Annotated in this window: 20 protein-coding genes; 11 read left to right on the top strand and 9 right to left on the bottom strand. The window is 69.1% G+C overall.

The window, feature by feature from the left end; genetic code table 11:
- Positions 1 to 32: 32 nt before the first annotated feature.
- Positions 33 to 2,432, bottom strand: coding sequence for a DUF6049 family protein (locus C8250_RS22380; protein WP_138351162.1), 2,400 nt, complete (start codon positions 2,430 to 2,432; stop codon positions 33 to 35).
- Positions 2,433 to 2,577: 145 nt separating this feature from the next.
- On the opposite strand from C8250_RS22380, the gene C8250_RS22375 reads away from it, so the two are divergent.
- Complete coding sequence (locus C8250_RS22375) at positions 2,578 to 3,993, top strand: CCA tRNA nucleotidyltransferase (protein ID WP_138351161.1); 1,416 nt, start codon at positions 2,578 to 2,580, stop codon at positions 3,991 to 3,993.
- Positions 3,994 to 4,125: 132 nt separating this feature from the next.
- On the opposite strand, the gene C8250_RS22370 is transcribed toward C8250_RS22375, so the two are convergent.
- From C8250_RS22370 to C8250_RS22355, 4 genes are all read right to left on the bottom strand, one after another.
- Positions 4,126 to 4,914 (bottom strand): toxin-antitoxin system, toxin component, encoded by a 789-nt coding sequence (locus C8250_RS22370; RefSeq protein ID WP_187144947.1) that lies wholly within the window; start codon positions 4,912 to 4,914, stop codon positions 4,126 to 4,128.
- 48 nt (positions 4,915 to 4,962) lie between these two features.
- Positions 4,963 to 6,252, bottom strand: a complete 1,290-nt coding sequence (locus tag C8250_RS22365; RefSeq protein ID WP_138351160.1) for an MFS transporter — start codon at positions 6,250 to 6,252, stop codon at positions 4,963 to 4,965.
- 147 nt (positions 6,253 to 6,399) lie between these two features.
- On the bottom strand, positions 6,400 to 7,479 hold the full coding sequence (locus C8250_RS22360) for an inositol-3-phosphate synthase (RefSeq protein WP_138351159.1): 1,080 nt from the start codon (positions 7,477 to 7,479) through the stop codon (positions 6,400 to 6,402).
- A gap of 20 nt (positions 7,480 to 7,499) precedes the next feature.
- A complete protein-coding gene (locus C8250_RS22355; protein WP_138351158.1) occupies positions 7,500 to 8,150 on the bottom strand; it encodes a PadR family transcriptional regulator in 651 nt (216 codons plus the stop codon).
- A gap of 381 nt (positions 8,151 to 8,531) precedes the next feature.
- On the opposite strand from C8250_RS22355, the gene C8250_RS22350 reads away from it, so the two are divergent.
- Both C8250_RS22350 and C8250_RS22345 read left to right on the top strand, forming a co-directional pair.
- Positions 8,532 to 11,276 (top strand): transglycosylase domain-containing protein, encoded by a 2,745-nt coding sequence (locus tag C8250_RS22350; protein ID WP_138351157.1) that lies wholly within the window; start codon positions 8,532 to 8,534, stop codon positions 11,274 to 11,276.
- A gap of 93 nt (positions 11,277 to 11,369) precedes the next feature.
- Positions 11,370 to 12,911: a glycosyltransferase 87 family protein gene (locus C8250_RS22345; protein ID WP_138351156.1), complete on the top strand. Its 1,542-nt coding sequence runs from the start codon at positions 11,370 to 11,372 to the stop codon at positions 12,909 to 12,911.
- An 18-nt stretch (positions 12,912 to 12,929) separates the two neighbouring features.
- Here the strand turns inward: C8250_RS22345 and C8250_RS22340 are convergent, their stop codons facing one another.
- From C8250_RS22340 to C8250_RS22330, 3 genes are all read right to left on the bottom strand, one after another.
- Complete coding sequence (locus tag C8250_RS22340; RefSeq protein ID WP_138351155.1) at positions 12,930 to 13,961, bottom strand: alanine racemase; 1,032 nt, start codon at positions 13,959 to 13,961, stop codon at positions 12,930 to 12,932.
- A gap of 36 nt (positions 13,962 to 13,997) precedes the next feature.
- Positions 13,998 to 15,119: a peptidoglycan bridge formation glycyltransferase FemA/FemB family protein gene (locus C8250_RS22335; RefSeq protein WP_138351154.1), complete on the bottom strand. Its 1,122-nt coding sequence runs from the start codon at positions 15,117 to 15,119 to the stop codon at positions 13,998 to 14,000.
- A gap of 97 nt (positions 15,120 to 15,216) precedes the next feature.
- Complete coding sequence (locus C8250_RS22330; RefSeq protein ID WP_138351153.1) at positions 15,217 to 15,519, bottom strand: hypothetical protein; 303 nt, start codon at positions 15,517 to 15,519, stop codon at positions 15,217 to 15,219.
- A 256-nt stretch (positions 15,520 to 15,775) separates the two neighbouring features.
- Here C8250_RS22330 and rpsF point away from each other — a divergent pair, with 256 nt between their 5' ends.
- The 8 genes from rpsF to C8250_RS22290 all read left to right on the top strand — a co-directional run bounded on the left by rpsF (position 15,776) and on the right by C8250_RS22290 (position 22,080).
- Positions 15,776 to 16,066, top strand: a complete 291-nt coding sequence (gene rpsF, locus C8250_RS22325; protein ID WP_138351152.1) for a 30S ribosomal protein S6 — start codon at positions 15,776 to 15,778, stop codon at positions 16,064 to 16,066.
- Between the two features lie 65 nt (positions 16,067 to 16,131).
- Complete coding sequence (locus C8250_RS22320) at positions 16,132 to 16,740, top strand: single-stranded DNA-binding protein (RefSeq protein ID WP_138351151.1); 609 nt, start codon at positions 16,132 to 16,134, stop codon at positions 16,738 to 16,740.
- 43 nt (positions 16,741 to 16,783) lie between these two features.
- The gene (gene rpsR / locus C8250_RS22315; protein WP_031512678.1) at positions 16,784 to 17,020 is read left to right on the top strand and encodes a 30S ribosomal protein S18; all 237 of its coding nucleotides are present in this window, start codon (positions 16,784 to 16,786) and stop codon (positions 17,018 to 17,020) included.
- Positions 17,021 to 17,037: 17 nt separating this feature from the next.
- Positions 17,038 to 17,484, top strand: coding sequence for a 50S ribosomal protein L9 (rplI, locus tag C8250_RS22310; RefSeq protein ID WP_138351150.1), 447 nt, complete (start codon positions 17,038 to 17,040; stop codon positions 17,482 to 17,484).
- A 230-nt stretch (positions 17,485 to 17,714) separates the two neighbouring features.
- Positions 17,715 to 19,322 carry a phenylacetate--CoA ligase family protein gene (locus C8250_RS22305; RefSeq protein WP_203218439.1) on the top strand — a complete coding sequence of 536 codons (1,608 nt, stop codon included), beginning with the start codon at positions 17,715 to 17,717 and terminating at the stop codon, positions 19,320 to 19,322.
- A gap of 3 nt (positions 19,323 to 19,325) precedes the next feature.
- On the top strand, positions 19,326 to 19,886 hold the full coding sequence (locus C8250_RS22300) for a DUF4188 domain-containing protein (protein ID WP_198357235.1): 561 nt from the start codon (positions 19,326 to 19,328) through the stop codon (positions 19,884 to 19,886).
- Complete coding sequence (locus tag C8250_RS22295) at positions 19,883 to 20,998, top strand: hypothetical protein (protein WP_138351149.1); 1,116 nt, start codon at positions 19,883 to 19,885, stop codon at positions 20,996 to 20,998. Before C8250_RS22300 ends, C8250_RS22295 begins: the two co-directional genes overlap by 4 nt.
- Positions 20,995 to 22,080, top strand: coding sequence for a hypothetical protein (locus C8250_RS22290; RefSeq protein ID WP_187144946.1), 1,086 nt, complete (start codon positions 20,995 to 20,997; stop codon positions 22,078 to 22,080). Before C8250_RS22295 ends, C8250_RS22290 begins: the two co-directional genes overlap by 4 nt.
- Here C8250_RS22290 and C8250_RS22285 read toward each other — a convergent pair.
- Entirely contained in the window at positions 22,058 to 23,344 is a 1,287-nt protein-coding gene (locus C8250_RS22285) for an MATE family efflux transporter (protein WP_244809837.1), read from the bottom strand. The genes C8250_RS22290 and C8250_RS22285 overlap by 23 nt on opposite strands.
- Between the last annotated feature and the right edge of the window lie 132 nt (positions 23,345 to 23,476).

The raw sequence follows: 23,476 nt of genomic DNA, 5'->3' as shown, positions 1-23,476 counted from the left end.
TATTGATTGTCCGCTGTCGAGACCCGGCCTGGCTATCGGTCCACCTTCTCACCCGGCGGGGACGGGTCCGTGTTTTCCGGGGCGGTGTCCGGAGCCGGGTCACCCGGCTGCCCGGCTTCGGCGCCGACCGCACCGTCGCTCTCTTCCAAGCCGTCCGCACCGCCCGTACCGTCCGCACCATCGGCACCGTCAGTGCCGTCGTCGCCGTCACCGGCCGCGTCGCCGTCGTCGTCCCCGTCGGCATCGGTGCCACCCGCTCCGGCGGCCGCCTTGCGCTTGCGCTGGTTGTACATCTTCACGCCGGCCAGCGCGAGGAGCAGCAGGCCGCCGGCGATCACCAGCATCACGGTGTCGGTGATCGAGGTGACCTTGACGTTGAACGAGATCGGATCGCCGTACTTGACGCCGTCCTTGGTGTAGAGCTGGGCGGTCACCTGTGCCAGGCCGTTCGCGCCCGCCTTGGTGGGGAACTTCAGCGAGCGGGTGTGGCCGCCCTCGACGGTGACCGGCTGGGGGTCGCCGACGTCCAGCCGGATCTGCGCGCTGGAGGTGAGCCGCAGTTCCAGACCGGTGACGGCCTGCCCGAGTTCGTTCTTCACGGTGACCGGGATCGTGGCACTGCGCCCGGACAGCGTCAGGTTGGTCTTGTCCAGGATGTGCACCGAGCCCATGAGGTCGGTGAGGTAGGACCCGATGGAGTTACGGAACAGCGAGGCGCCGATGGGGTCGCCGCGCCAGGCGTTGGACATCGAGCGCAGGACCGCCGCGGTGAAGGGGACGGTGACCCGGTCCTTGCGGCTGAGGATCACCGTGAATCCGTTGAGCTGGCCCTGCGTCCGCTGGATGTCCTGGAACGCGCTGGTGCTGATCTCCTGCTTGCGCAGGTAGTCGGGGTACGCGGAGGTGCCGGGCACCTTGTGGTTGGCGGCCGGGTCCGCGGGCGCCTTGGTGGCCGCGTCGAAGCTGATGGTCTGCGCCCAGGGGCTGTGGCCGACCGCGGCGATGCCCTGGGCCATCTCCTGGGCCTGGGACGCGGTGGGCATGCGCTGCGGCGCGACGACGATGCTGCGCTGCTTGGTCGGCGCCTGCATGGTGATCATCAGGGTCTGGGAGAGGAACTCCTGGACCGCGAGGGTCGACGCCGAGGCGCTCGTCATGTCGCCCGTGAACGCCTTGGAGAGCACGGCGTCGCTGACCACCGCCGTGGTGCCGCCGCTGATCGGCCGGGCGGACGTCGGGGTGTAGGCGAGCGAGCCGGTCTCTCCGAAGCTGTCGCTGCGCGCGATCAGCTTGTCGGCGCCGCCGGCGGTGGCGATGTCCACGATCGACGGATCGACGGCGCCGTCGGCCGGCCAGGCCACATTGGAGGTCGGTTCCAGGCCGAGGATCGTGTCGACGGTCCTGACCCCCAGATCCGTGGCCGTCTTGAGGTGGCCGAGGGTCGCGGGGACGTCCTTGCCGTGATGGGCGATCGAGGCGATGTCGGTGTCACCGAAGGGCAGCGACACCACCTCATGGCCGGCGGTCGCGGACTTCAGGTCGTTGAGCCACTGCTTGGCGTTCTCGGTGCCCGTACCCGGCGTGGTGTGCGCGACGTCCCCGTCCGGACCCAGTACCCGGTAGCTGCGGGTCATGAAGTCGACGGTGGCGAGCAGGTCCGGATCGACGACCCAGGTGATCGGCAGGGTCTTGCCCAGCTCCACCAGCTCCTGCAGCCGGCCGCCGGGGGCGAGATCCGCCGCGAGGTCGTCGTCCAGGAAGATCGGGCTCTGCTGGTCGTCGGTGTCGCTGCGCACCGCCAGATGCGGCCGGTCGGCCAGCGGCCACAGGAAAGTGAACTGGGTCGGCTTGGCCTCACCCTTCGCATACCAGGGGAGAAACGTCCGCTGGATCCCCAGGACGTGGTTGTAGGCCTCGTCGGCGGTCTGGCCGTTGAGGGTGACTCCCAGCTGGTAGACGCCGTCAGCACCCAGCTCCAGGGCGCTCACGGGCACCTTCAGGGAGAAGGCGCTGCTCGCGCCGGACGGGATGTCCGCCAGCTTGGCCGTGTGCTCGGTGATCAGGCTGCCGTCGTCTCCGGTGCTCCCGGTGCGTGCGGCGGCGGAGCTGATCGCGCTGCGGCTGGTCAGCGGGCTGCTGGAGGAGACCCGCAGTCCGGCCTCGGCATGGGTGATCGTGGCCCGTCCGGTGTTGGTGACGGTGCCCTCGACGGTGATCGTGCCGTCCTTGGCCGGGGTGACCGGGTCCACGGATTCCAGGGACACCTGGGCGGTCCGTGATCCGGTACCGGCCGAGGCGGCGTAGGAGGCGGGTGCGGCGTGCACCTGCAGCAGGCCCGCGAAGAGCGACGCCCCGGCGATCAGCGCGGCCGCGCGGCGTAGCCGCCGCGGACGAGCCGTGGGTGTACCGGGTGACTGTGCCGCCTCGCCCACTCGTTTGCCCGTCCTGTCGTCAATCGGATGTGCGTCCTGGCATGTTAACGATCGGGCGAGAGGCAAAGTGCTGCGGACTGCTCCATGTGGACCGGGGACATAACGCGGAGGCCAGGAGGCTCGCGGCCACGTACCCTTTTACGTTGTGCCGAATGCCAACAATGACCCCCAGATCCAGCAGGCCCCTCACACGGTCGCGCCGGTCGCCGAAGACCTCGGCCGCCGCTTCCAGGAAGCCGGCTTCAAGCTCGCCCTCGTCGGCGGCTCGGTCCGTGACACCCTGCTCGGCAGGCTCGGCAACGACCTGGACTTTACGACCGACGCCCGCCCGGAACAGGTGCTGAAGATCATCCGGCCCTGGGCGGAGGCCGTGTGGGAGGTCGGTATCGCCTTCGGCACCGTCGGGTGCATGAAGGACGGCTTCCAGGTCGAAGTCACCACCTACCGGTCCGAGGCTTACGACCGGACCTCCCGCAAGCCCGAGGTCTCCTACGGCGACACCATCGAGGAGGATCTGGTCCGCCGCGATTTCACGGTCAACGCGATGGCCGTCGCGCTGCCGGGAAGCGTCTTCGTCGACCCGTACGGCGGCCTCGACGACCTGGCCGGACGGCTGCTGCGCACTCCCGGTACGCCGGAGGACTCCTTCTCCGACGACCCGCTGCGGATGATGCGCGCCGCGCGCTTCGCGGCCCAGCTGGACTTCGAGGTCGCTCCCGAGGTCGTCGCCGCGATGACGGCGATGGCGGACCGTATCGAGATCGTCTCGGCGGAGCGGGTCCGGGACGAACTGAACAAGCTCATCCTCTCGGACAACCCGCGCAAGGGTCTGCGGCTGCTGGTCGACACCGGGCTGGCGGAGCGGGTACTGCCGGAGCTCTCGGCGCTGCGCCTGGAGCGTGACGAGCACCACCGGCACAAGGACGTCTACGAGCACTCGCTGACCGTCCTGGAGCAGGCCATCGACCTGGAGACGGACGGCCCCGACCTGGTGCTGCGGCTGGCCGCGCTGCTGCACGACATCGGAAAGCCGCGGACCCGGCGCTTCGAGTCCGACGGCCGGGTCTCCTTCCACCACCACGAGGTGGTGGGCGCGAAGATGACCAAGTCCAGGATGGCCAAGCTCAAGTACCCCAACGACATGATCAAGGACGTCGCGAGGCTCGTCGAGCTGCATCTGCGGTTCCACGGGTACGGCACCGGGGAGTGGACGGACTCCGCCGTCCGGCGTTACGTGCGGGACGCGGGCCCGCTGCTGGGCCGGCTGCACAAGCTCACCCGGTCCGATTGCACGACACGGAACAAGCGCAAGGCGGCGGCGCTCTCCCGTACCTATGACGGGCTGGAGGAGCGGATCGGCGAGCTCCAGGAGCGGGAGGAGCTCGATTCGATCCGCCCGGACCTGGACGGCAACCAGATCATGCAGATCCTGGATGTCCCGCCCGGTCCGGTGATCGGCAAGGCCTACCAGTTCCTGCTGGAGCTGCGGCTGGAGAACGGCCCGATGGCCGAGGAGGACGCGATCGCCGCACTCAAGGAGTGGTGGGCGACGCAGGGCTGACCGCTCCGGCGGATGCGATGTTCCACGTGGAACATGGCACGGCCCGGACAGGCCCGGACGGCGCGAGGGGCGATGTTCCACGTGGAACATCGCCCCTGCGTGCGTCCGTGAACCGGGTGGGACCAGGTGGGACTACTTGTCCTTCAGGCAGAGCAGGAAGTCGCTGCCGCTACCGGACTCGGTGTACTGGTAGCGGAAGTCCGGTGCTGCCGCCGAGCACTTCTCTCCGGCCTCGGTGCTGCCGTACGTGCCACTAATCACCGCCAGCACCTTGTACTGCGCCTTGGCGTCCGTGCAGGAGACGACCTCCAGGTCCGGGTTGGTGTTGCTGGTGCTACCGCGGTGCATGCAGTCGCCGACGGCGGCCGTGCTGGCGCTCTTGTCGAGCGCGTTCACCCCGATGATCGCGGCGATCACGATGAGCGGGACCAGGATGCCGTAGGCACCCACCCGCCCGAAGATCGGCTTTCCGGGCTCGCGGGGCGGCCCCCAGCCACCGGTGGGCGCGGGGAGCTTGTTGAACTTGCCGCGTGCGCCCAGGTTGATGAGCAGGGTGACCGGCGTGATGACGAACGAGGCGATGCCCCACCAGCCCTGCCACAGGGTCTTGGTGGTCATGTCGCGGTGCGTGGCTATGCCGCAGGAGCGGCAGTAGTTGGCCTTCAGCTTGAGGAATCGCATGATGACCAGGAAGCCCTGGTGACCGCGGACCGTGGCGTGGACTGCGGGGTAGCCACCGCAGAAGGTGCACGCGCCGGGCTGGGCTCCCTGCTGGGGATACGGCTGCGTTCCCTGCTGCCCGAACGGGTTGCCGCCCTGCGGCGGTTGCGGCTGGCCGTACGGGTTCCCGCCCTGGGGCGGCTGCGGCTGCCCGTACGGGTTGCCGCCCTGCTGGTACTGCGGTGGCGGTGAAGTGGTCATGGGTGTCCCCCGAATGGGATGTATGAGCGACGTAAGAACGGGCGAACACTACTGGAGACCCCTGACACGGAGCATCGCCAGGGCCACCACCGCGTACAGCAGGGCCAGTAGGGCGATCAGCAGAGCGGACCGGCCGTCCGGCGGAAGCATCAGGGCGGCGACCGCCGCGGCGCCGACGAAGGCGACGTTGAAGGCCACGTCGTAGAGCGAGAAGACCCGTCCCCGGTACGCGTCGTCGACCGAGGACTGGACGACGGTGTCGGTGGCGATCTTGGCGCCCTGGGTGCAGATGCCCAGGGCGAAGGCGGCCACCAGCATGGGCGCGGGGTCGAACGGCAGGGCCAGCGGCGGGAGAAGCACGGCGGCGGACCCGGCGCAGACCGTGATCCAGCCGGCGGTGCCGAAGCGGGCGGTGGCCCAGGGCGTGACGACGGCGGCGGCGAAGAAGCCCGCACCCGAGACCCCCACCGCGAGTCCGAGCAGGGCCAGCCCACCGCTGCCGTCGTCGCCCGGCCGGTCCGACGCGGTGTTCCAGGCGTAGCGGCACAGCATCAGCAGGACGACGGTGAGTGCGCCGTAACAGAAGCGCAGGGCGGTCATGGCGGCCATGGCCCGCACCGCGGCCGGGCGGCTGCGCAGATGGCGCAGCCCCTCCGCGAGGCCGTGCACGGTGCCGGTCAGCGCTGTGCCGAGGCGTGGTTGGACGAGGTCCGGGTCGGGGCCGAGGAGGTCGCGGTCCAGGGCGAGGGCGGCCAGGCCCGCGCAGAGGTAGACGAACGCGGCGAGCAGCACCACGGTCGCGTCGGCTCCGGCGCCCTTGGCGAGGCCGAGGTGGACGAGGAAGGCGAGGCCGCCGCCGGCCGTCGCGGCCAGCGTTCCCGCTGTCGGCGACAGCGAGTTGGCCATCACGAGCCGCTCCCGGTCCACGACGCGCGGCAGCGCGGCCGACAGCCCGGCCAGGACGAAGCGGTTGACGGCGGTGACGGACAGCGCCGACAGATAGAACAGCCAGTCCGGGACATGCGCCAGGATCAGCGCGGCCGTGCCGCAGGACAGCACCGCGCGCAGCAGGTTGCAGTACAGCAGGACCTGGCGGCGCCGCCAGCGGTCCAGCAGCACCCCGGTGAACGGCCCCAGCAGCGAGTACGGCAGCAGGAGCACGGCCATCGCTGAGGCGATGGCGGCGGGGGACGCCTGCTTCTCGGGCGAGAACACGACGTACGTGGCGAGCGCGACCTGGAAGACGCCGTCGGACAGTTGGGACAGCAGGCGCACCGCGAGCAGCCGCCGGAAGTCGCGCAGCCGCAGCAGTACGCGGAGATCGCGCACAACAGCCATGGGCACAGCCTCACATGACGCGTCAGGCCCCGGGTGCACCACCCGGGGCCTGACGGTTACGCGTCGTGCGTGATCGGCGGTTCAGCGGCGATCAATGGCGATCGGCGGTTACGTGCCGATCGACCGGTGAGCCAGAGCCGGCTGGGCTCAGCGCTCGACCTCGCCCTTGATGAACTTCTCGACGTTGTCGCGGGCCTCGTCGTCGAAGTACTGCACCGGCGGGGACTTCATGAAGTACGAGGACGCCGAGAGGATCGGGCCACCGATGCCGCGGTCCAGGGCGATCTTCGCGGCACGCACCGCGTCGATGATGACGCCGGCCGAGTTCGGGGAGTCCCAGACCTCGAGCTTGTACTCCAGGCTCAGCGGGACGTCACCGAAGGCGCGGCCCTCGAGGCGGACGAACGCCCACTTGCGGTCGTCGAGCCACGCCACGTAGTCCGACGGGCCGATGTGCACGTTGTCGGCACCCAGGTCGCGGTCGATCTGCGAGGTGACGGCCTGCGTCTTCGAGATCTTCTTCGACTCGAGGCGGTCGCGCTCCAGCATGTTCTTGAAGTCCATGTTGCCGCCGACGTTCAGCTGCATGGTGCGCTCCAGCAGGACACCGCGGTCCTCGAAGAGCTTCGCCATCACACGGTGCGTGATCGTGGCGCCGACCTGCGACTTGATGTCGTCACCGACGATCGGCACACCGGCCTCGGTGAACTTGTCCGCCCACTCCTTGGTGCCGGCGATGAAGACCGGGAGGGCGTTGACGAACGCGACCTTGGCGTCGATGGCGCACTGCGCGTAGAACTTCGCAGCGACCTCGGAGCCGACGGGCAGGTAGCAGACGAGAACGTCGACCTGACGGTCCTTGAGGATCTTGACGATGTCGACCGGGGCCGCGTCCGACTCCTCGATGGTCTCGCGGTAGTACTTGCCGAGACCGTCGTGGGTGTGACCGCGCTCGACGGTGACACCGCTCTGCGGAACGTCGCAGATCTTGATCGTGTTGTTCTCGCTGGCGCCGATGGCGTCCGCGAGGTCGAGGCCGACCTTCTTCGCGTCGACATCGAAGGCGGCCACGAACTCGACGTCACGCACGTGGTAGTCACCGAACTGCACGTGCATGAGGCCAGGCACGCGGCCGTTCGGGTCGGCGTCCTTGTAGTACTCGACACCCTGCACCAGCGACGCGGCGCAGTTGCCCACGCCAACAATGGCTACGCGAACCGAACCCACGGTTGCTCCCTGTGTAATCGTCACGCGGTTCCCCGGTCTCCGGGTTGGCCGCCATGTTCTTGAGTGTTGCGGTCTTGTGTGTTGTCGTCCTGCTTGGCCGACGGGCGCGTGGTGCGCCCGTTGCGCTCGGTCTCGATCAGCTCGTTGAGCCAGCGGACCTCGCGCTCCACCGATTCCATGCCGTGCCGTTGCAGCTCGAGCGTGTAGTCGTCGAGCCGCTCACGGGTGCGCACCAACGAGGCGCGCATCTTGTCCAGGCGTTCCTCGAGGCGGCTGCGCCGCCCCTCGAGGACGCGCATCCGAACGTCCCGTGACGTCTGGCCGAAGAAGGCGAAACGAGCCGCGAAGTGCTCGTCCTCCCATGCGTCCGGCCCTGAGTGGGCGAGGAGCTCCTCGAAGTGCTCCTTGCCCGCCGTGGTCAGCCGGTAGACGATCTTCGCCCGGCGGCCGACGAGGGGAGCGGCCAGCGGATCCACGTCCGGAACCGTCTCCTCGATCAACCAGCCCTGGGCGACCAGCGTCTTCAGGCAGGGATAAAGGCTGCCGTAGCTGAACGCGCGGAACACACCGAGCGAGGTGTTGAGCCGCTTGCGCAGCTCGTAACCGTGCATCGGGGATTCGCGCAGCAGGCCGAGAACAGCGAATTCGAGGATCCCGGAGCGCTTGCTCACTGCCCCCGCCTCTCCGTCCTGGCCACCGCTGAACCCGGGTCCGCCCCGGTGTGTGGTGGTGCTTGTGCCGACTCGATGTATCGACTCGATACATCGCGACGATAGAACGGCTTGATCTATCTGGCAAGGCGGCCCGCGGTGACCGGTGTCACATCGGGAAACCTGTGAAGGCCCAGCCGCCCGTTATGTGACGAAGGTTGGTGTCACAGGGCTTTTGAGCCTGCGTACTCTGTTCGCCATGCAGAGCACCGGGAACCCTGTGACGCGCGTGAGCGTCTTGGTCCTGGGTGCAGTGCGGCCTGACACTGCCGCACTCAGGGGGACCCACGGATATTCATTGCCGCCTTCAGGCGATCCCGCCTGTTCTAGGAGTAGCTGTTCATGAGCGATCACCGTCGCAAGCCGCCGCAGTCGCCCGGCGGCGGCCGCGCAGCCGCCCGGCGCGGAGCGCAGCAGCAACCGCCGCCGTCGTCCGGTGGCCGGCGCGCCGCAAACCCGCCGTCCCAGGGACCGTCATCGGGCGGATCCGCCGGTGACGGGCCTTCCTATCCCGGCCGCGCGGCTGCTCGCCGTGCTTCGCAGGGCGGTCGCCGCCGTGCGGCGAACGCTGCCGAGGGCGCGGGTGTCGCGGAAGGCGCGGGCGGTTCCGGTGGCGGCGGGCGCCGCAGGACCGGCGGTGGTGGCAGCGGCAGCGGCAGCGGCAGTGGCAGTGGTCCCGGCCGTCCCCCGAAGAAGCGCTTCATCGACTATCCGCGCTGGGGCAAGACCGGCTGGCGCCACTGGATGCCGTCCTGGAAGCAGGTCACGTCGCTGACCATCGCGTTCCTCGGCACGCTGGTCGGTATCGCGGGCATCGCGTACGCGATGGTGAAGGTCCCGAACGTGAACCTGGCCGCCACCGCGCAGAACAACGTCTACTACTGGGACGACAACACCCCGATGATCGCGACCGGCGGGGAGATCAACCGCCAGATCGTGCCCATCGAGTCGATCCCGAAGGCGATGCAGAACGCGGTCATCTCCGCGGAGAACAAGAGCTTCGAGGGCGACAGCGGCGTCGACCCCATGGGTATCGCGCGAGCCCTGAAGAACATGGCCACCGGCGGTGAGGTGCAGGGTGGTTCGACGATCACCCAGCAGTACGTCAAGAACTCCCGGCTCGACCAGTCGCAGACGATCACTCGTAAGTTCAAGGAACTGTTCATCTCGATAAAGGTCGGCGCCAGTGTGAGGAAGCCGGACATCATGGCCGGCTACCTCAACACCTCCTACTACGGGCGGGGTGCCTACGGGATCCAGGCCGCGGCCCGGACGTACTTCGGGGTCGACTCCGACAAGCTCAACCCGAGCCAGTGCGCGTTCCTTGCCGCGCTGCTCAAGGGCCCGACGTACTTCGACCCGGCCGGTGCGGTGGACATCGACCAGCACGCCACCCCCGAGGCCAACAAGGCACGGTCCATGGACCGCTGGAAGTGGATCCTTGACGAGGAGGTCAAGGACGGCCGCCTGGAGCCCGCGGATCGCGCGAAGTACACGGCGTACCCGATGCCGGGCCCGGTGAAGAAGAACGCGCAGATGGCCGGGCAGATCGGCTATCTGGTGGGGCTGGCCAAGTCCTACGTCACCAGCAACACCAACGTCACGGCCGACATGCTGACCAAGGGCGGCTACCAGATCCACACCACCTTCAACAAGAAGAAGGTGGCGGAGCTGGAGGCGTCGATCAAGGCGGTCCGCGACAAGAACCTGAAGCCGGACACCCGTAAGGACACCTCGGGGAAGAACACCACCCTGGACAAGGACGGCGGGTTCGTCGACAAGTTCGTGCAGTTCGGTGGCGCCTCGATCAACCCCAAGGACGGCGCGATCATCGCCATCTACGGCGGTACCGACGCGACGCAGCACTTCACCAACAACGCCGACGAGACCGGCGCGCAGGTCGGGTCCACCTTCAAGCCGTTCGTCCTGGCGGCCGCGATGACGCACGGATCGCGTGACCCCAAGGGGGGGCCGGAGCAGGGTGACGACGAGCGCACCAAGGTCTCGCCGAAGAGCATCTTCAGCGGTAAGAACGACCTGAAGATCAACACCTACGACGGCAAGCCCTGGCACGACAACAAGGGCGACGAGTGGACCCAGCCGAACGACGACGGCGAGTCCGAGGCGAAGGTCACGCTGCGCGAGGCCATGGAAAAGTCGATGAACTCCCCCTACGTCCAGCTCGGTATGAACGTGGGCACCGACAAGGTGCATGACGCCGCGATCGCGGCGGGTCTGCGGCCCTCCTCGTCGAACGGTCTGAACGACTACAAGAACAGCGTCACGTACTCGATCGGCACCTCGTCGCCCAGCGCGATCCGGATGGCCGGGGCGTACGCGACGTTCGCCGCGAACGGCACGCAGAACGACCCGTACTCGGTCACCAGCGTGTCGGACAAGAGCGGACAGATCTACAAGCACGAGAAGAAGTCGAAGGTCGCCTTCGAGACGAACGTGGCCGACACCGTCACCAACGTGCTGCAGGGCGTGGTCCAAAAGGGCACCGGCGAGCCGGCGAAGCTCGACGACGGCCGCGAGGCCGCGGGCAAGACCGGTACCACCGACGACAACAAGTCGGCCTGGTTCATCGGCTACACGCCGGCGCTGTCGACCTCGATCGGTATGTGGCGACTGGACGACAAGGCCGAGGCCAGCAAGAAGACCTTCCTGTCGATGTACGGGACCGCCGGCAAGGCGAAGATGCACGGTAATTCGTTCCCGGCGCAGATCTGGCACGACTACATGACCGAGGCCCTCAAGGGCACCCCGAAGCAGACCTTCAACGAGCCGTCGAGCGATCCCGGCGAGGTGATGTACGCGCCGGGCACCAGCCCGACGCCCACGCCGTCGCAGACGACGCCCAGCCAGACCCCGTCGACGACCAAGCCTCCGACGACGCCCACGACGACGCCGCCCACGTCGCCGTCGAACACGCCGAGCGGTACGCCGCCGACGTCCTGCGGGCCGCTCGACTGGCCGCCGTGCAACCACACACCCGGTGGTGGCGGCAGCACCTCGCCGACGCCCTCGACCACCCCGCCCCGCAACAACGGCGGCGGTGGGAACAACAACGGTTTCTCCGACTGACGGATGAGCCGTCAGCAGTGCGGCCGGGGCCGCGGAGGGCCAATGCCCTCCGCGGCCTCCTGCCTTCCGGGGCCATGCGGCAGGATGTCCGGCATGACGAGCGTGCGCGAAGACGACCAGCTGGAGGCCCTCGTGCCGCCGACCGACGAGGATCCGCTGGCCGCATCCGCCAGCGAGGTCATCGGCGGGCCGCTGGGACGCCGGGCGGAGATCAGCACCCACCGCTGGTGGAACCCGCTGCGGGTCCTGGTGATCCTGGTCATCGGCATGTTCGCGCTCGGGATGGTGCAGAAGCTGCCCTGCTACAACAGCGGCTGGTTCCAGCCGGGTGACGCGCAGTACATCCACGCCTGCTACTCCGACATCCCGCACCTGTTCGGCGGCCGCGGTTTCTCCACGGGGATCGTGCCGTACTTCGACCGGATCCCGGACGAGGTCTCCACCGACTTCCACTATCTGGAGTACCCGGTCCTGACCGGCCTCTTCATGGAGGTCGCGTCCTGGTTCACCCCGGACGGCGGCTCGGAGCAGCACCGGGAGCAGATCTACTGGCTGGTCAACGCGGGCATGCTGATGGTCTGCGCGGTGGCCCTCGTGGTGTGCGTCGCGCGCACCCACCGGCGCCGGCCCTGGGACGCCCTGCTCGTCGCGCTCTCCCCCGCGCTGGCGCTGAGCGCCACCATCAACTGGGACCTGTTCGCGGTGGCGCTCACCGCGGGAGCCATGCTGATGTGGTCCCGCAGCCGCCCGCTGGCGGCCGGCGTCCTGCTCGGCCTGGCCACTGCCGCCAAGCTCTATCCGCTACTGCTGCTGGGGGCGCTGTTCGTGCTCTGCCTGCGGGCGGGCCGGCTGAGGGCCTTCTGGACGGCCGTGGCGGGTGCGGTGGGCGCGTGGCTGGTGGTGAACCTGCCGGTGATCCTGCTGGCGCGCGACGGCTGGGCGAAGTTCTACTCGTTCAGCCAGGAACGCCGGATCGACTACGGCTCCATCTGGCTCGTCATCAGCCAGCAGACCGGCAAGCCGCTCGACGGCGTCAACTCCTACGCCGTCGCCCTGATGCTGCTGCTCTGCGCGGCCATCGCGGGCCTCGCGCTCTACGCGCCCCGGCGTCCCCGCTTCGCGCAGCTCGCCTTCCTCGTCGTGGCCGCCATAGTGGTCGCCAACAAGGTCTACTCGCCCCAGTACGTGCTGTGGCTGCTGCCGCTGGCCGTGCTCGCCAGGCCGCGCTGGCGGGACTTCCTGGTGTGGCAGGGCTCCCAGGTCCTGTACTTCCTGGGCATCTGGATGCAGCTCGCCTATGTGACGGGCGGCAACAAGCACCACGGGCTGCCCCAGGACGGCTACCACCTGGCGATCGTCATCCACCTCCTCGGCACGCTGTACCTGTGCGGCGTGGTGGTGCGGGACATCCTGCTGCCGGAACGCGACGTGGTGCGCTGGGACGGCGAGGACGACCCGTCCGGCGGCGTGCTGGACGGCGCGCCGGACGTGTTCGTGCTCGGCAGGGCCCATGAACCGCGGCACGCGGCCCCCTTCACCGGGATGCCGGTGGAGTGGGGCGTGGAACGGCACGCACCGGCGGGACAGCGGCCCGTGGAGGGCGGCGGTGCCGCGACAGCGGCTGAGACCGGCTGAGAGGCGTCCTGCTGCGGCTCAGCGGTCCAGGACGCGGTCGAACTGGGTGGTGGTGTGCCGCAGGTGCGCCACCAGCTCGTCACCGACCGCCGGCGGGGCCACGTCGTTGGGCAGGAAGAGGATGGAGACCTGCATGTGCGGGGGCTCCGCGAACCACCGCTGCTTGCCCGCCCACACGAACGGCGACAGGTTGCGGTTGACGGTGGCCAGGCCGGCCCGCGCGACACCCTTGGCGCGGGGCATCAGGCCGTGCAGGGCCTTGGGCGCTTCGAGCCCGACCCCGTGGGAGGTCCCGCCCGCGACCACGATCAGGTGGCCGTCGTCGGAGGCCTTCTGCTGGCGGTACCCGTAGCGCTCGCCCTTGGCGATGCGCGTGACGTCCAGGACCGCACCGCGGTACTCGGTGGCCTCGTGGTCGCCGAGCCACATCCGGGTGCCGATCCGGGCACGGAACTTGGTCTGCGGGAACTGCTGCTGCAGCTGGCCGAGCTCATGCGCCTTGAGGTGGCTGACGAACATCGTGTGCAGCGGCAGCCGGGCGGCGCGCAGCCGCTCCATCCAGCCGAAGACCTCCTCCACCGCGTCGGAACCGTCGGTGCGGTCCAGCGGCAGATGGATGGCGAAGCCCTCCAGCCGTACGTCGTCGATGGCGGCGTGCAGCTTGACCAGGTCGTCCTCGGCGACGCCGTGGCGCTTCATGCTGCTCATGACCTCGATGACGACCCGCGCGCCCACCAGCCCGCGCACGCCCTCGACGGAGGACACCGACCGGATCGCACGGTCCGGCAGCGGTACCGGCTCCTCGCCGAGCCGGTACGGGGTGAGGACCAGGAGGTCGCCGCCGAACCAGTCCTTGATCCTGGCGGCTTCGTAGGTCGTACCGACCGCGAGCATGTCGCTGCCGAGCCGGGTCGCCTCGTCGGCGAGCCGCTCGTGTCCGAAGCCGTAGCCGTTGCCCTTGCAGACCGGGACTATGCCGGGGAACTGCTCGGCCACGGACTGCTGGTGCGCACGCCAGCGTGCGGTGTCGACATACAGGGTGAGCGCCATGGCCTGGTCAGGACCTTTCCTTCGTCTGCTCGCCGGTCAGCGGCGGGACATGTAGATGTCGAGTGCCTTGTGGAGCAGTTTGTTGAGGGGGAAATCCCACTCGCCCAAGTATTCGGCGGCCTGGCCGCCCGTGCCCACCTTGAACTGGATCAGGCCGAACAGGTGGTCCGTCTCGTCGAGGGAGTCACTGATGCCGCGCAGGTCGTACACGCTCGCCCCGAGGGCGTACGCGTCCCTGAGCATCCGCCACTGCATCGCGTTGGACGGCCGGACCTCCCGCTTGTGGTTCGCGGAGGCGCCGTAGGAGTACCAGACGTGCCCGCCGACGATCAGCATGGTGGCCGCGGCCACCGCCTCGCCCTCGTGCACGGCCAGGTACAGCCGCATCCGGTTGGGGTCCTCGTTGTTGAGCGAGGTCCACATCCGCTGGAAGTACGACAGCGGGCGGGGCCGGAAGTGGTCGCGCTCGGCCGTCACCTCGTACAGCTTCTGCCAGACCGGGAGGTCGTCGTAGCCGCCCTGCACGACCTCGACGCCGGCCTTCTCGGCCTTCTTGATGTTGCGGCGCCACAGCTGGTTGAAGCCCTTGAGGATGTCGTCCAGCGAACGGTTCTCCAGCGGCACCTGGTAGACGTAGCGCGGCTGCACATCACCGAAGCCTGCGCCGCCGTCCTCGTTCTGCTGCCAGCCCATCCGGCGCAGCCGGTCGGCCACCTCGAAGGCGCGGGGCTCGATGAACGTCGCCTCGACGTCCCGCAGCCGCTTCACGTCCGGGTCGGAGATGCCGGCCTTGATGGCGGGCGCGTCCCAGCGGCGGATGACGACGGGCGGGCCCATCTTCACCGTGAAGGCGCCCTGCTGCTTGAGGTGCGCCAGCATCGGCTGGAGCCACTCGTCCAGGTTCGGGGCGTACCAGTTGATGACCGGGCCCTCGGGCAGGTACGCGAGGTACCGCTTGAGCTTGGGGATCTGCCGGTACAGCACCAGGCCGGCGCCGACGATCTGGCCGGTTTTGTCGTCGAACCAGCCGAGGTTCTCGGAGCGCCATTCGTTCTTGACATCCGCCCATGCCGGAACCTGGCAGTGACTGGCCGAGGGCAGGCTCTGGATGAATGCCAGATGCTGCTCACGGCTGATGGTCCTCAGGGTCAAGCTCATGCGGGGCGCTCCCCATCGCTACGACTGCGGTCTTATCTGCGCCGAAGCCTACTGCGATCGGGGAACCGCCCCGCCAGCCCTGTGGACAAGTCTCCGGTCAGCCGCCGAAGAACCCTCCGTGTGCCATACCCAGGTAGAAGCCGACCGCGGCCGCGCCGAGCCCGATGATCAGCGCGAAGCGTTCGGCGGTGGTGACCGAGATGAATTGCCCGTATCCCCCGGTGATGATCCCGGCCAGGCCGGTCAGGGAACTGAGCAGATGCAGGCTGTCGAAGATCGACGTGACGATGGCGATGCCACCGAGGACCAGGCTGACCGCGACCAGCGTGTTCTCCAGGGGATGGGCCTGGCCGTCGGTGTTGAACCTGAGGCGATGGGTCCGAGCCGCTTGCTGTGCCATGGGAGACCTCCGTAACGGAGCCGTAGCGCATCGTAGCGCCGTTCCTACCCGATGTGTACAGATTGAGGGCATTAGCGGCCGGATTTCAACCGGAGGCGGTTGTCCGGGTAGTCTGTACGGTCTGCACCGGTGTCTGCGCTGGTCCACAACGATCCACCGTGATTGTCAGTGGTCGGCGCTACCGTTGCGACGCAATGCAAACCCTCCTGCCACGGAAATGCCGTGGCCGCTGAGTCCAAAGGAGGTGGGTTCCACAATGCGTCACTACGAGCTCATGCTCATTCTCGACCCCGATCTCGAGGAGCGCGCTGTCTCCCCGCTGATCGAGAACTTCCTCACTGTCGTCCGCAACGGCGGCGGCAGCGTGGAGAAGGTCGACACCTGGGGCCGTCGTCGCCTCTCGTACGAGATCAAGAAGAAGGCCGAGGGTATCTACTCGGTCGTCGACCTCAAGGCTTCGCCCGAGGTCGTCAAGGAGCTCGACCGTCAGCTCAACCTGAACGAGTCGGTTCTCCGGACCAAGGTCCTCCGCCCGGAACTGCACTGAGCCTGCGGGCTTAGAGCAGTACCGGTTCCGAGAAGCAGCCAGCACACCGCCGAGAGGTCACCACCATGGCAGGCGAGACCGTCATCACGGTCGTCGGCAATCTCGTCGACGACCCCGAGCTGCGCTTCACCCCGTCCGGTGCGGCGGTCGCGAAGTTCCGTGTCGCGTCCACACCCCGCATCTTCGACAAGCAGACCAACGAGTGGAAGGACGGCGATGGCCTCTTCCTCACGTGCTCGGTCTGGCGTCAGGCGGCGGAGAACGTAGCGGAGTCGCTGCAGCGAGGCATGCGCGTCATCGTGCAGGGCCGGCTGAAGCAGCGGTCCTACGAGGACCGCGAGGGCGTCAAGCGGACGGTCTACGAACTGGACGTCGAGGAAGTCGGCGCCAGCCTGAAGACCGCGACCGCCAAGGTCACCAAGACGACCGGCGGCGGCCGTAGCGGCCAGCAGGGCGGTTACAGCGGTGGCGGTGGCGCACAGGGCGGCCAGGGTGGCGGCAACTGGGGCGGAAGCTCCGGCGGCGGCCAGCAGGGCGGCGGCGGTGCTGCTACCGACGACCCCTGGGCGACCAGTGCTCCGGCCGGCGGTGCCCAGCAGGGCGGCGGCGGAAGCTGGGGAGGGAACTCCGGTTCCTCCTCCGGCGGCGGCTTCTCGGACGAGCCGCCCTTCTAAGGGCGTCACGACACCAACTTCTTGATCAAACAGGAGAGACATCATGGCGAAGCCGCCTCCGCGCAAGCCTAAGAAGAAGGTCTGCGCGTTCTGCAAGGACAAGACCGTTTACGTGGACTACAAGGACACGAACATGCTGCGGAAGTTCATTTCCGACCGTGGCAAGATCCGTGCCCGCCGCGTGACCGGCAACTGCACGCAGCACCAGCGTGACGTCGCCACGGCCGTGAAGAACAGCCGTGAGATGGCACTGCTGCCCTACACGTCGACCGCTCGCTAAGGAAGGGTGACCGAAACATGAAGATCATCCTCACCAACGAGGTCTCCGGCCTCGGCGCCGCAGGCGATGTCGTAGAGGTCAAGTCCGGCTACGCCCGCAACTACCTGGTCCCGCGCGGTTTCGCGATCGCCTGGACCAAGGGTGGCGAGAAGGACGTAGAGCAGATCCGTCGTGCGCGTCGGATCCGTGAGATTCACACCCTTGAGGACGCGAACGCCGTCAAGGCGAAGCTGCAGTCCGTCAAGGTGCAGCTGACCACCCGCGCGGGTGACAGCGGCCGACTGTTCGGTTCCATCACGCCGGCCGACATCGCTGCGGCGATCAAGGCCGCCGGTGGCCCGGACGTGGACAAGCGTCGTGTCGAGGTCGGTACGCCGATCAAGACCCTCGGCGCCCACAAGATCTCGGTGCGTCTGCACCCCGAGGTCGAGGTCAAGCTCGACCTTGAGGTCGTTGCTGCCTGATCTGCCGCGCTTCGGCGCAGCGCGAAGGACCGGTACCCCGCAGGGGGTGCCGGTCCTTCGTTCGTTCCGGGATGTTTCACGTGGAACATCCCATCGGCCGGCGGATGTTCCACGTGAAACATCGCACCCGAGTGCCCTCGTGGATGCCGCGCGTACTCAGGTAGGTACGGGGCCCGGAGTGAGTAGCGCAGCCCATACAGAGGACGGGGCCGCGCGGCCACCATGTGGGCATGGCAATGGGAAGCTTCGCGCGGCAGTGGCTGCTGAGAATCATCAGCTTCGGGCTCACCGCTCTGTACCGGCTCTACCGGGTGCACCCCTTCGTATGGCGGGTGATGGCCCGCAACTACCGCCCGTGGATGAGCGGTTTCGCCCGCCTCCACGCATGGATGACCTGCCAGTTCGCGGCGCTGGACGTACCGGCGTACGCCGCGCACCTGGAGAACGGCGGCTGGCGGTTCCGCTGGTTCCGGCTCGACTCCTACCCGGCCACCGACAAGGAGTCGTACGTCAAGGCGTACCCGGAGGAGATGCGCTGCTGGAAGGGGCGGGTGGAGATCGCCGGCAGCGTGGTCGACGAGTCCTCGGGCTCGTCCGGCACTCCGTACAACTGGGTGCGCAGCCGCCGCGAGTTGAACACCGTGCACCGCAATGTGGCCGGCTACACCAGCCTCGTCTTCCCCTCCAAGCGGCTCTTCGTGATCAACGCCTACTCGATGGGCGCCTGGGCCACCGGCACCAACACCGGCATCGCCATGGCCCGGATCGCCACCGTGAAGAACACCGGGCCCGATCTGGAGAAGATCGTCGACACGCTGCGGCACTTCGGGCCGCGCTACGACTACCTGGTCACCGCCTACCCGCCGTTCCTCAAGCATCTGCGGGACCGGCTGGCTGGTGAGTCCTGGTTCGAGGAGAAGGGCTACCGGCTCGCGGCGATGGTCGGCGGCGAAGGGATGACCGAGGCGCTGCGCGACTACGTCGGCGATGTGTTCGGCAAGGTCCGCTCCGGCTACGGCGCGTCCGACCTCACCATCGGGATGGGCGGCGAGACCACCTTCAGTGTCTGGCTGCGCCGGATGATGCGCGAGGACGCCACCGTCAGGGCGGCCTTCCTGGGCCCGGACGAGCAGCGGTTGCCGATGGTCTTCCAGTACAACCCCCTGGAGACCTATCTGGAGACCGCCGGCGACGACCGGACCGGCGAGGTGCTCTGCACCATCAACTCCACCGCCGTCATGGCTGCCAAGCTCCGCTACAACATCGGCGATGAGGGCACGTTGATGTCCTTCCCCCAGGTCTGGGACATCCTGCGGGAGCTCTTCGCGGACCGCCCGGTCCTGCTGCAGCGCGCGGAGGCCGCCGCCCTGCGCGAGAAGATGCGGCTGCCCCTGCTGTTCCTGTACGGGCGGGCCGACTCGACCGTCTCCTACATGGGCGCCAACATCTACCCGCAGGACGTCGAGTACGGCCTGTACGAGGGCAATCCGATGGCGGACCGGATCGAGAGCTTCTGTCTGGCGCTGGAGGAGGGCGACGACCTGGAGGCGCGGCCCGTCGTCCATGTGCAGCTGCGGGAGGGGACGGTGCTGGACGCCGACGGGACCGTGAAGCTCGCGGAGGTGTGCCGGGCGGGCGTGCTGCGGCATCTCGCCGCCTGCAGCCGGGACTTCGCCCAGTCGCTGACGGAGGACTCCTCGGCCGGCGAGGTGGCGGCGCGGGTGCACCCGTACGGCTCGGGGCCGTTCGCGGGTGGAACGGGGACCGCGGCCGGTGGCAGCAGTCGCGGCATCAAGAACAAGTACCTGCTCGGTGCGACCGCGAAGGGCGGTGCCTGAACCATGCGCAGTACCGACTTCTCCCTCACCCCGGCGCCAGGACAGGCCGGTGCCATGTTCGTCGGCGCCACCCGCTACTCGGGGCTGCGCGCGATCATCACGCTGGGCCCCGGCTATGTGCGGATGGTCCGCGAGATGAAGCGGATGAAGGGCTATGTCTGGCACAAGGTGTACTGGCGCTTCCCCTTCACCCTGGGCACGATCGCCTTCTTCGCCGACCGCGACGAACTGCTGAAGTTCGCCCGGGGCAAGGCCCATCACGAGCTCATGTGCTGGCTGACGGACGAAGGCAAGGGCCGCGCGACCGGCGGCTGGATCCGCATCTACACGGCGGACGCGGCCGGGTACACCAACGGCGTCTGGCGGGCCGAGGACGGTGCGCTGTCCCACGTCGACACCTTCGAGCCGCTGAGCACGGAGCTCTCCGCAGGGCGCGCACCGCGCCCCGTCAAGCATGTGCGGCACGAGAAACGGCGTGCGCAGCGCAGTGCGGAGCCGCGTGCGGCGGCGGGCGGCGCAGCGCCGGCGGCGCGCTGCCCGGAGCACCTGGACGGCAGGCCGTGACCATCACCGTCACCAAGGTCGGCGGACGGAGCGAGCTGCGGGAGTTCTGCGAACTCCCGCTGCGGCTCCACCCGCGCGACCGCTACGTGCCGACCCTGGAGCCCCAGATCCGCACGTGGTACCGGGAACGGACCGTCGAGCTCCATGTCGCGCGCGATACGGCCGGCACTCCCGTGGGCCGGATCTGTCTGCACCGCTACCCCGGGTTCGACAGCAGGATCGGCAAGCGCGCCCAGCTCTTCGGGCTCACCGAGTTCGCCGATCCGCAGGACGTCGGGGAGGACGTCGCCAAGGAGCTCTTCGATCTGACCGAGCGGGCCGGTGCGGGAACGGAGGTGGCGTTCGGGCCGGTCAGTCTGCTGCCCAACCAGTCGGGCGGTGTCATCACGTCGGGGTTCGGGGACCGCGGGTTCATCGACTCCGCCTGGAACCCGGCGTACTACCCGGCTGCCTACGAACAGCACGGCTTCACCCGGCGGTTCGGCGCCGACACCTGGGTCTGCGAGAACCTCGACGGTCCCGGCGCCGTCGACCCCGGCCAGGCGTTCCTGTTCGACGACAGCCGCATCGCCGCTGAGGGGCTGCGGATCCACCACGGCTCGCGGCGGAAGCTGGCGGAGCAACTGCCGCTGCTGCGCGGCATGCTCAACGCCTCCTTCGCCCAACTCGGCTACTACACCGAGATCTCCGCCGCCGAGCTGGCGGCCCAGACGGACGGGCTGGCCCATCTCCTCGACGAGCAGCTGCTGCTCTATCTGACGGCGGAGGGCGAGCCGGTCGCGTTCGTGCTCGCCGTCCCCGACATCTCGGAATTCGTCATGGCGACCCGTGGCCGGCTGGGGCTCCCGCAGCAACTGCGGCTGCTGGCCACCCGCGGCCGGTACCGCAGCGAAGCGGTACTGATCATCAAGGGGACGGTGCCGGGTCACCAGGGGAAGGGCTATCTGACGCTCCTCGCCCGGGAACTGCACCGCGATCTGCGCAGCGGCGGCTACCGGACGTTGCGCAGCACCTTCGTCGAGCACGGGAACGCCGCGTCGGCCGCGCAGTACCGGCGCGTCGGCGGCCGACCGCTGCACGGCTACACCTTCTACGAGAGGGCAATGCGGTGAGCAACCGGGACTCGGTCCACTGGACGGCGGTGCTGCGGGAGCGCGAGGAGCTGTGCCGCCGCGCGCCGAGCGCGCACAACACGCAGCCCTGGGTGCTGCGCTACGACAACGACGCCGTCGAAGTGGGCTGGGACCCGGCCCGGGAGCTGCCCGACGGCGACCCCGGCCGCCGCGATCTGTTCCTGTCCCTGGGCGCCTTCGTGGAGACCTGTCTGATCGTCGCGGCGGACGCCGGCCTCGCGATACGCGCCGAGATCACCGTCGACGAGGAACGGCGAACGGCCGCCCGGCTGTTGCCGGCGCCCGATCTGTACGCGACGCCTTTCAGCGCGCGGACCGTCGGGCTGCGCGGCTGCGCGAGGGGCGTCCACACCGGGGGACGGCTCACCGCGGCGGACCTCGGCGCCGCCAGGACCGGGCTGGAACGGACGAGCCTGGTGGAAGTGCCCGCGCGCGAACTCGCGGGCCTCGCGGTACGCGCCGACCGGTGGCTCTTCGGCAGTGCCCCGGTGGTGCGGGAACTGCGCACCTGGCTACGGCTGAACCGGAGCCATCCGCGGTACGCGGCCGACGGTCTGACGTACGAGGCGCTGGCCATGTCTCGCGTGGAGGCTGCGGGGCTGCGGGTGGTGCTCATACCGGGCGTCTACGGGGTGCTGCGGCGCCTCGGGCTGGCCCGGCTGCTGGCCGCTTCGCAGAGCGGGCTGCTGCGCTACGAGGGCAGCGTCCTGGTCCTCACCGCGCCGGCCGGACCCGCCGCGTCCGGCGCCGGTGCGGCGGCCGGGCCCCCGGCCGCCCTGGTCCAGGCCGGACAGGAGCTCGTGCGGGTCTGGTACGGCCTCGCGGAGCGGGGGATCGCCGTGCATCCGCTGAGCCAGATCCTCGACTGCCCGCGGACGGAACGGGAGCTGGCGCGGCACCTGGGAGGCCGTGAACGGCCGCTCGCCGTCTTCCGGGCGGGCCGGGCGGCCGGACCATCGGTACGGTCGGCACGGATCGGCGGAACGGGGAACCGGTCCCGGACCACCGCCGCGTCCCCCGCGGCAGGGAAGAGGACGGCTACGCCCGCACCGCACCGGTGACGATCCAGCGGCCGGACCGCGCCCGCAGCTGGAGCGCGACGAGCCGGGTCAGCATCATCAGCGTCATGGCCCACCACAGGGCGGTGAGGCCGCCTCCGAGGGCCGGGACGGCGAGCGCGACGGGGGCGAAGACGGCCAGCGTGGCGAGCATGGACCAGGCGAGATAGGGCCCGTCGCCGGCGCCCATCAGGACACCGTCGAGGATGAAGACGATGCCGGAGACCGGCTGGCTGACGGCGACCACCAGCAGGACCGGCATGAGGGCACTCCGCACGGACGGGTCGGAGGTGAAGAGCGTCGCGATCAGCGGGCGGCTCGCGACCACCAGCAGGCCCAGCAGCACGCCGGAGGCGATGCCCCACTGCACCATCCGGCGGCAGGCGGCCCGGGCGCCCGCAGGGTCGTCGGCGCCCAGATAGCGGCCGATGATGGCCTGCCCCGCGATGGCGATGGCATCGAGTGCGAAGGCCAGCAGCGACCAGAGGGTGAGCGTGATCTGGTGGGCGGCGATCTCGGTGTCGCCCAGGCCTGCGGCGACCGCGGTGGCGATCAGAAGGACCGCCCGCAGGCTCAGTGTGCGGATCAGCAGTGGAACGCCCGCCTGGGCGCAGGCCCGGATGCCGGCGGCGTCCGGGCGCAGCGACGCGCCGTGCCGGCGCGCTCCGCGGACGACGACGTACAGGTACACCACGGCCATGGCGTTCTGGGCGATGACCGTTCCCCAGGCCGAGCCGGCGATGCCCAGTCCCGCGCCGTAGACCAGGGCCGCGTTGAGCCCCGCGTTGGCCGTGAAGCCGCCGAGCGCCACGTAGAGCGGCGTCCTGGTGTCCTGGAGGCCGCGCAGCACGCCGGTGGCGGCGAGGACGGCGAGCATGGCGGGGATGCCGAACGCGCTGATCCGCAGGTAGGTGACGGCGAACGGTGCGGCGGTGTCGGACGCTCCGAAGAGGCCGACGAGTGCCGGAGCGGTGGGGACGACGAGCGCGATGACGGCAACGCCGAGCAGCAGGGCGAGCCAGATGCCGTCCATGCCCTGGCGGATCGCGCCCGGCAGGTCGCCCGCGCCGACCCGGCGGGCCACGGCGGCGGTGGTGGCGTAGGCGAGGAAGACGAAGATGTTGACGGCGGTGGTCAGCAGGGCGGCCGCGACGCCGAGCCCGGCGAGCTGCGGGGTGCCGAGGTGGCCCACGACCGCGCTGTCGACCATGACGAAGAGCGGCTCGGCGACGAGGGCGCCGAAGGCGGGCACGGCGAGTGCGATGATCTCCCGGTCGTGCCGCCGCCGGGTCTCCTTGGAGAGATGGCTGGGGCGGCTCTTCTGGGGAGGCTCGGCGACCGGGTTCACCCGCTCAGGATAATCATCCACAAGTAATACCTGCAAGGCCTGATCAGCTAT

The organism is Streptomyces sp. So13.3 (genome assembly GCF_005860785.2).
Classification (GTDB): Bacteria; Actinomycetota; Actinomycetes; order Streptomycetales; family Streptomycetaceae; genus Actinacidiphila; species Actinacidiphila fildesensis.
Note: the sequence above shows the minus strand (reverse complement) of the source record. Positions and strands in the feature narration are given on the sequence as shown.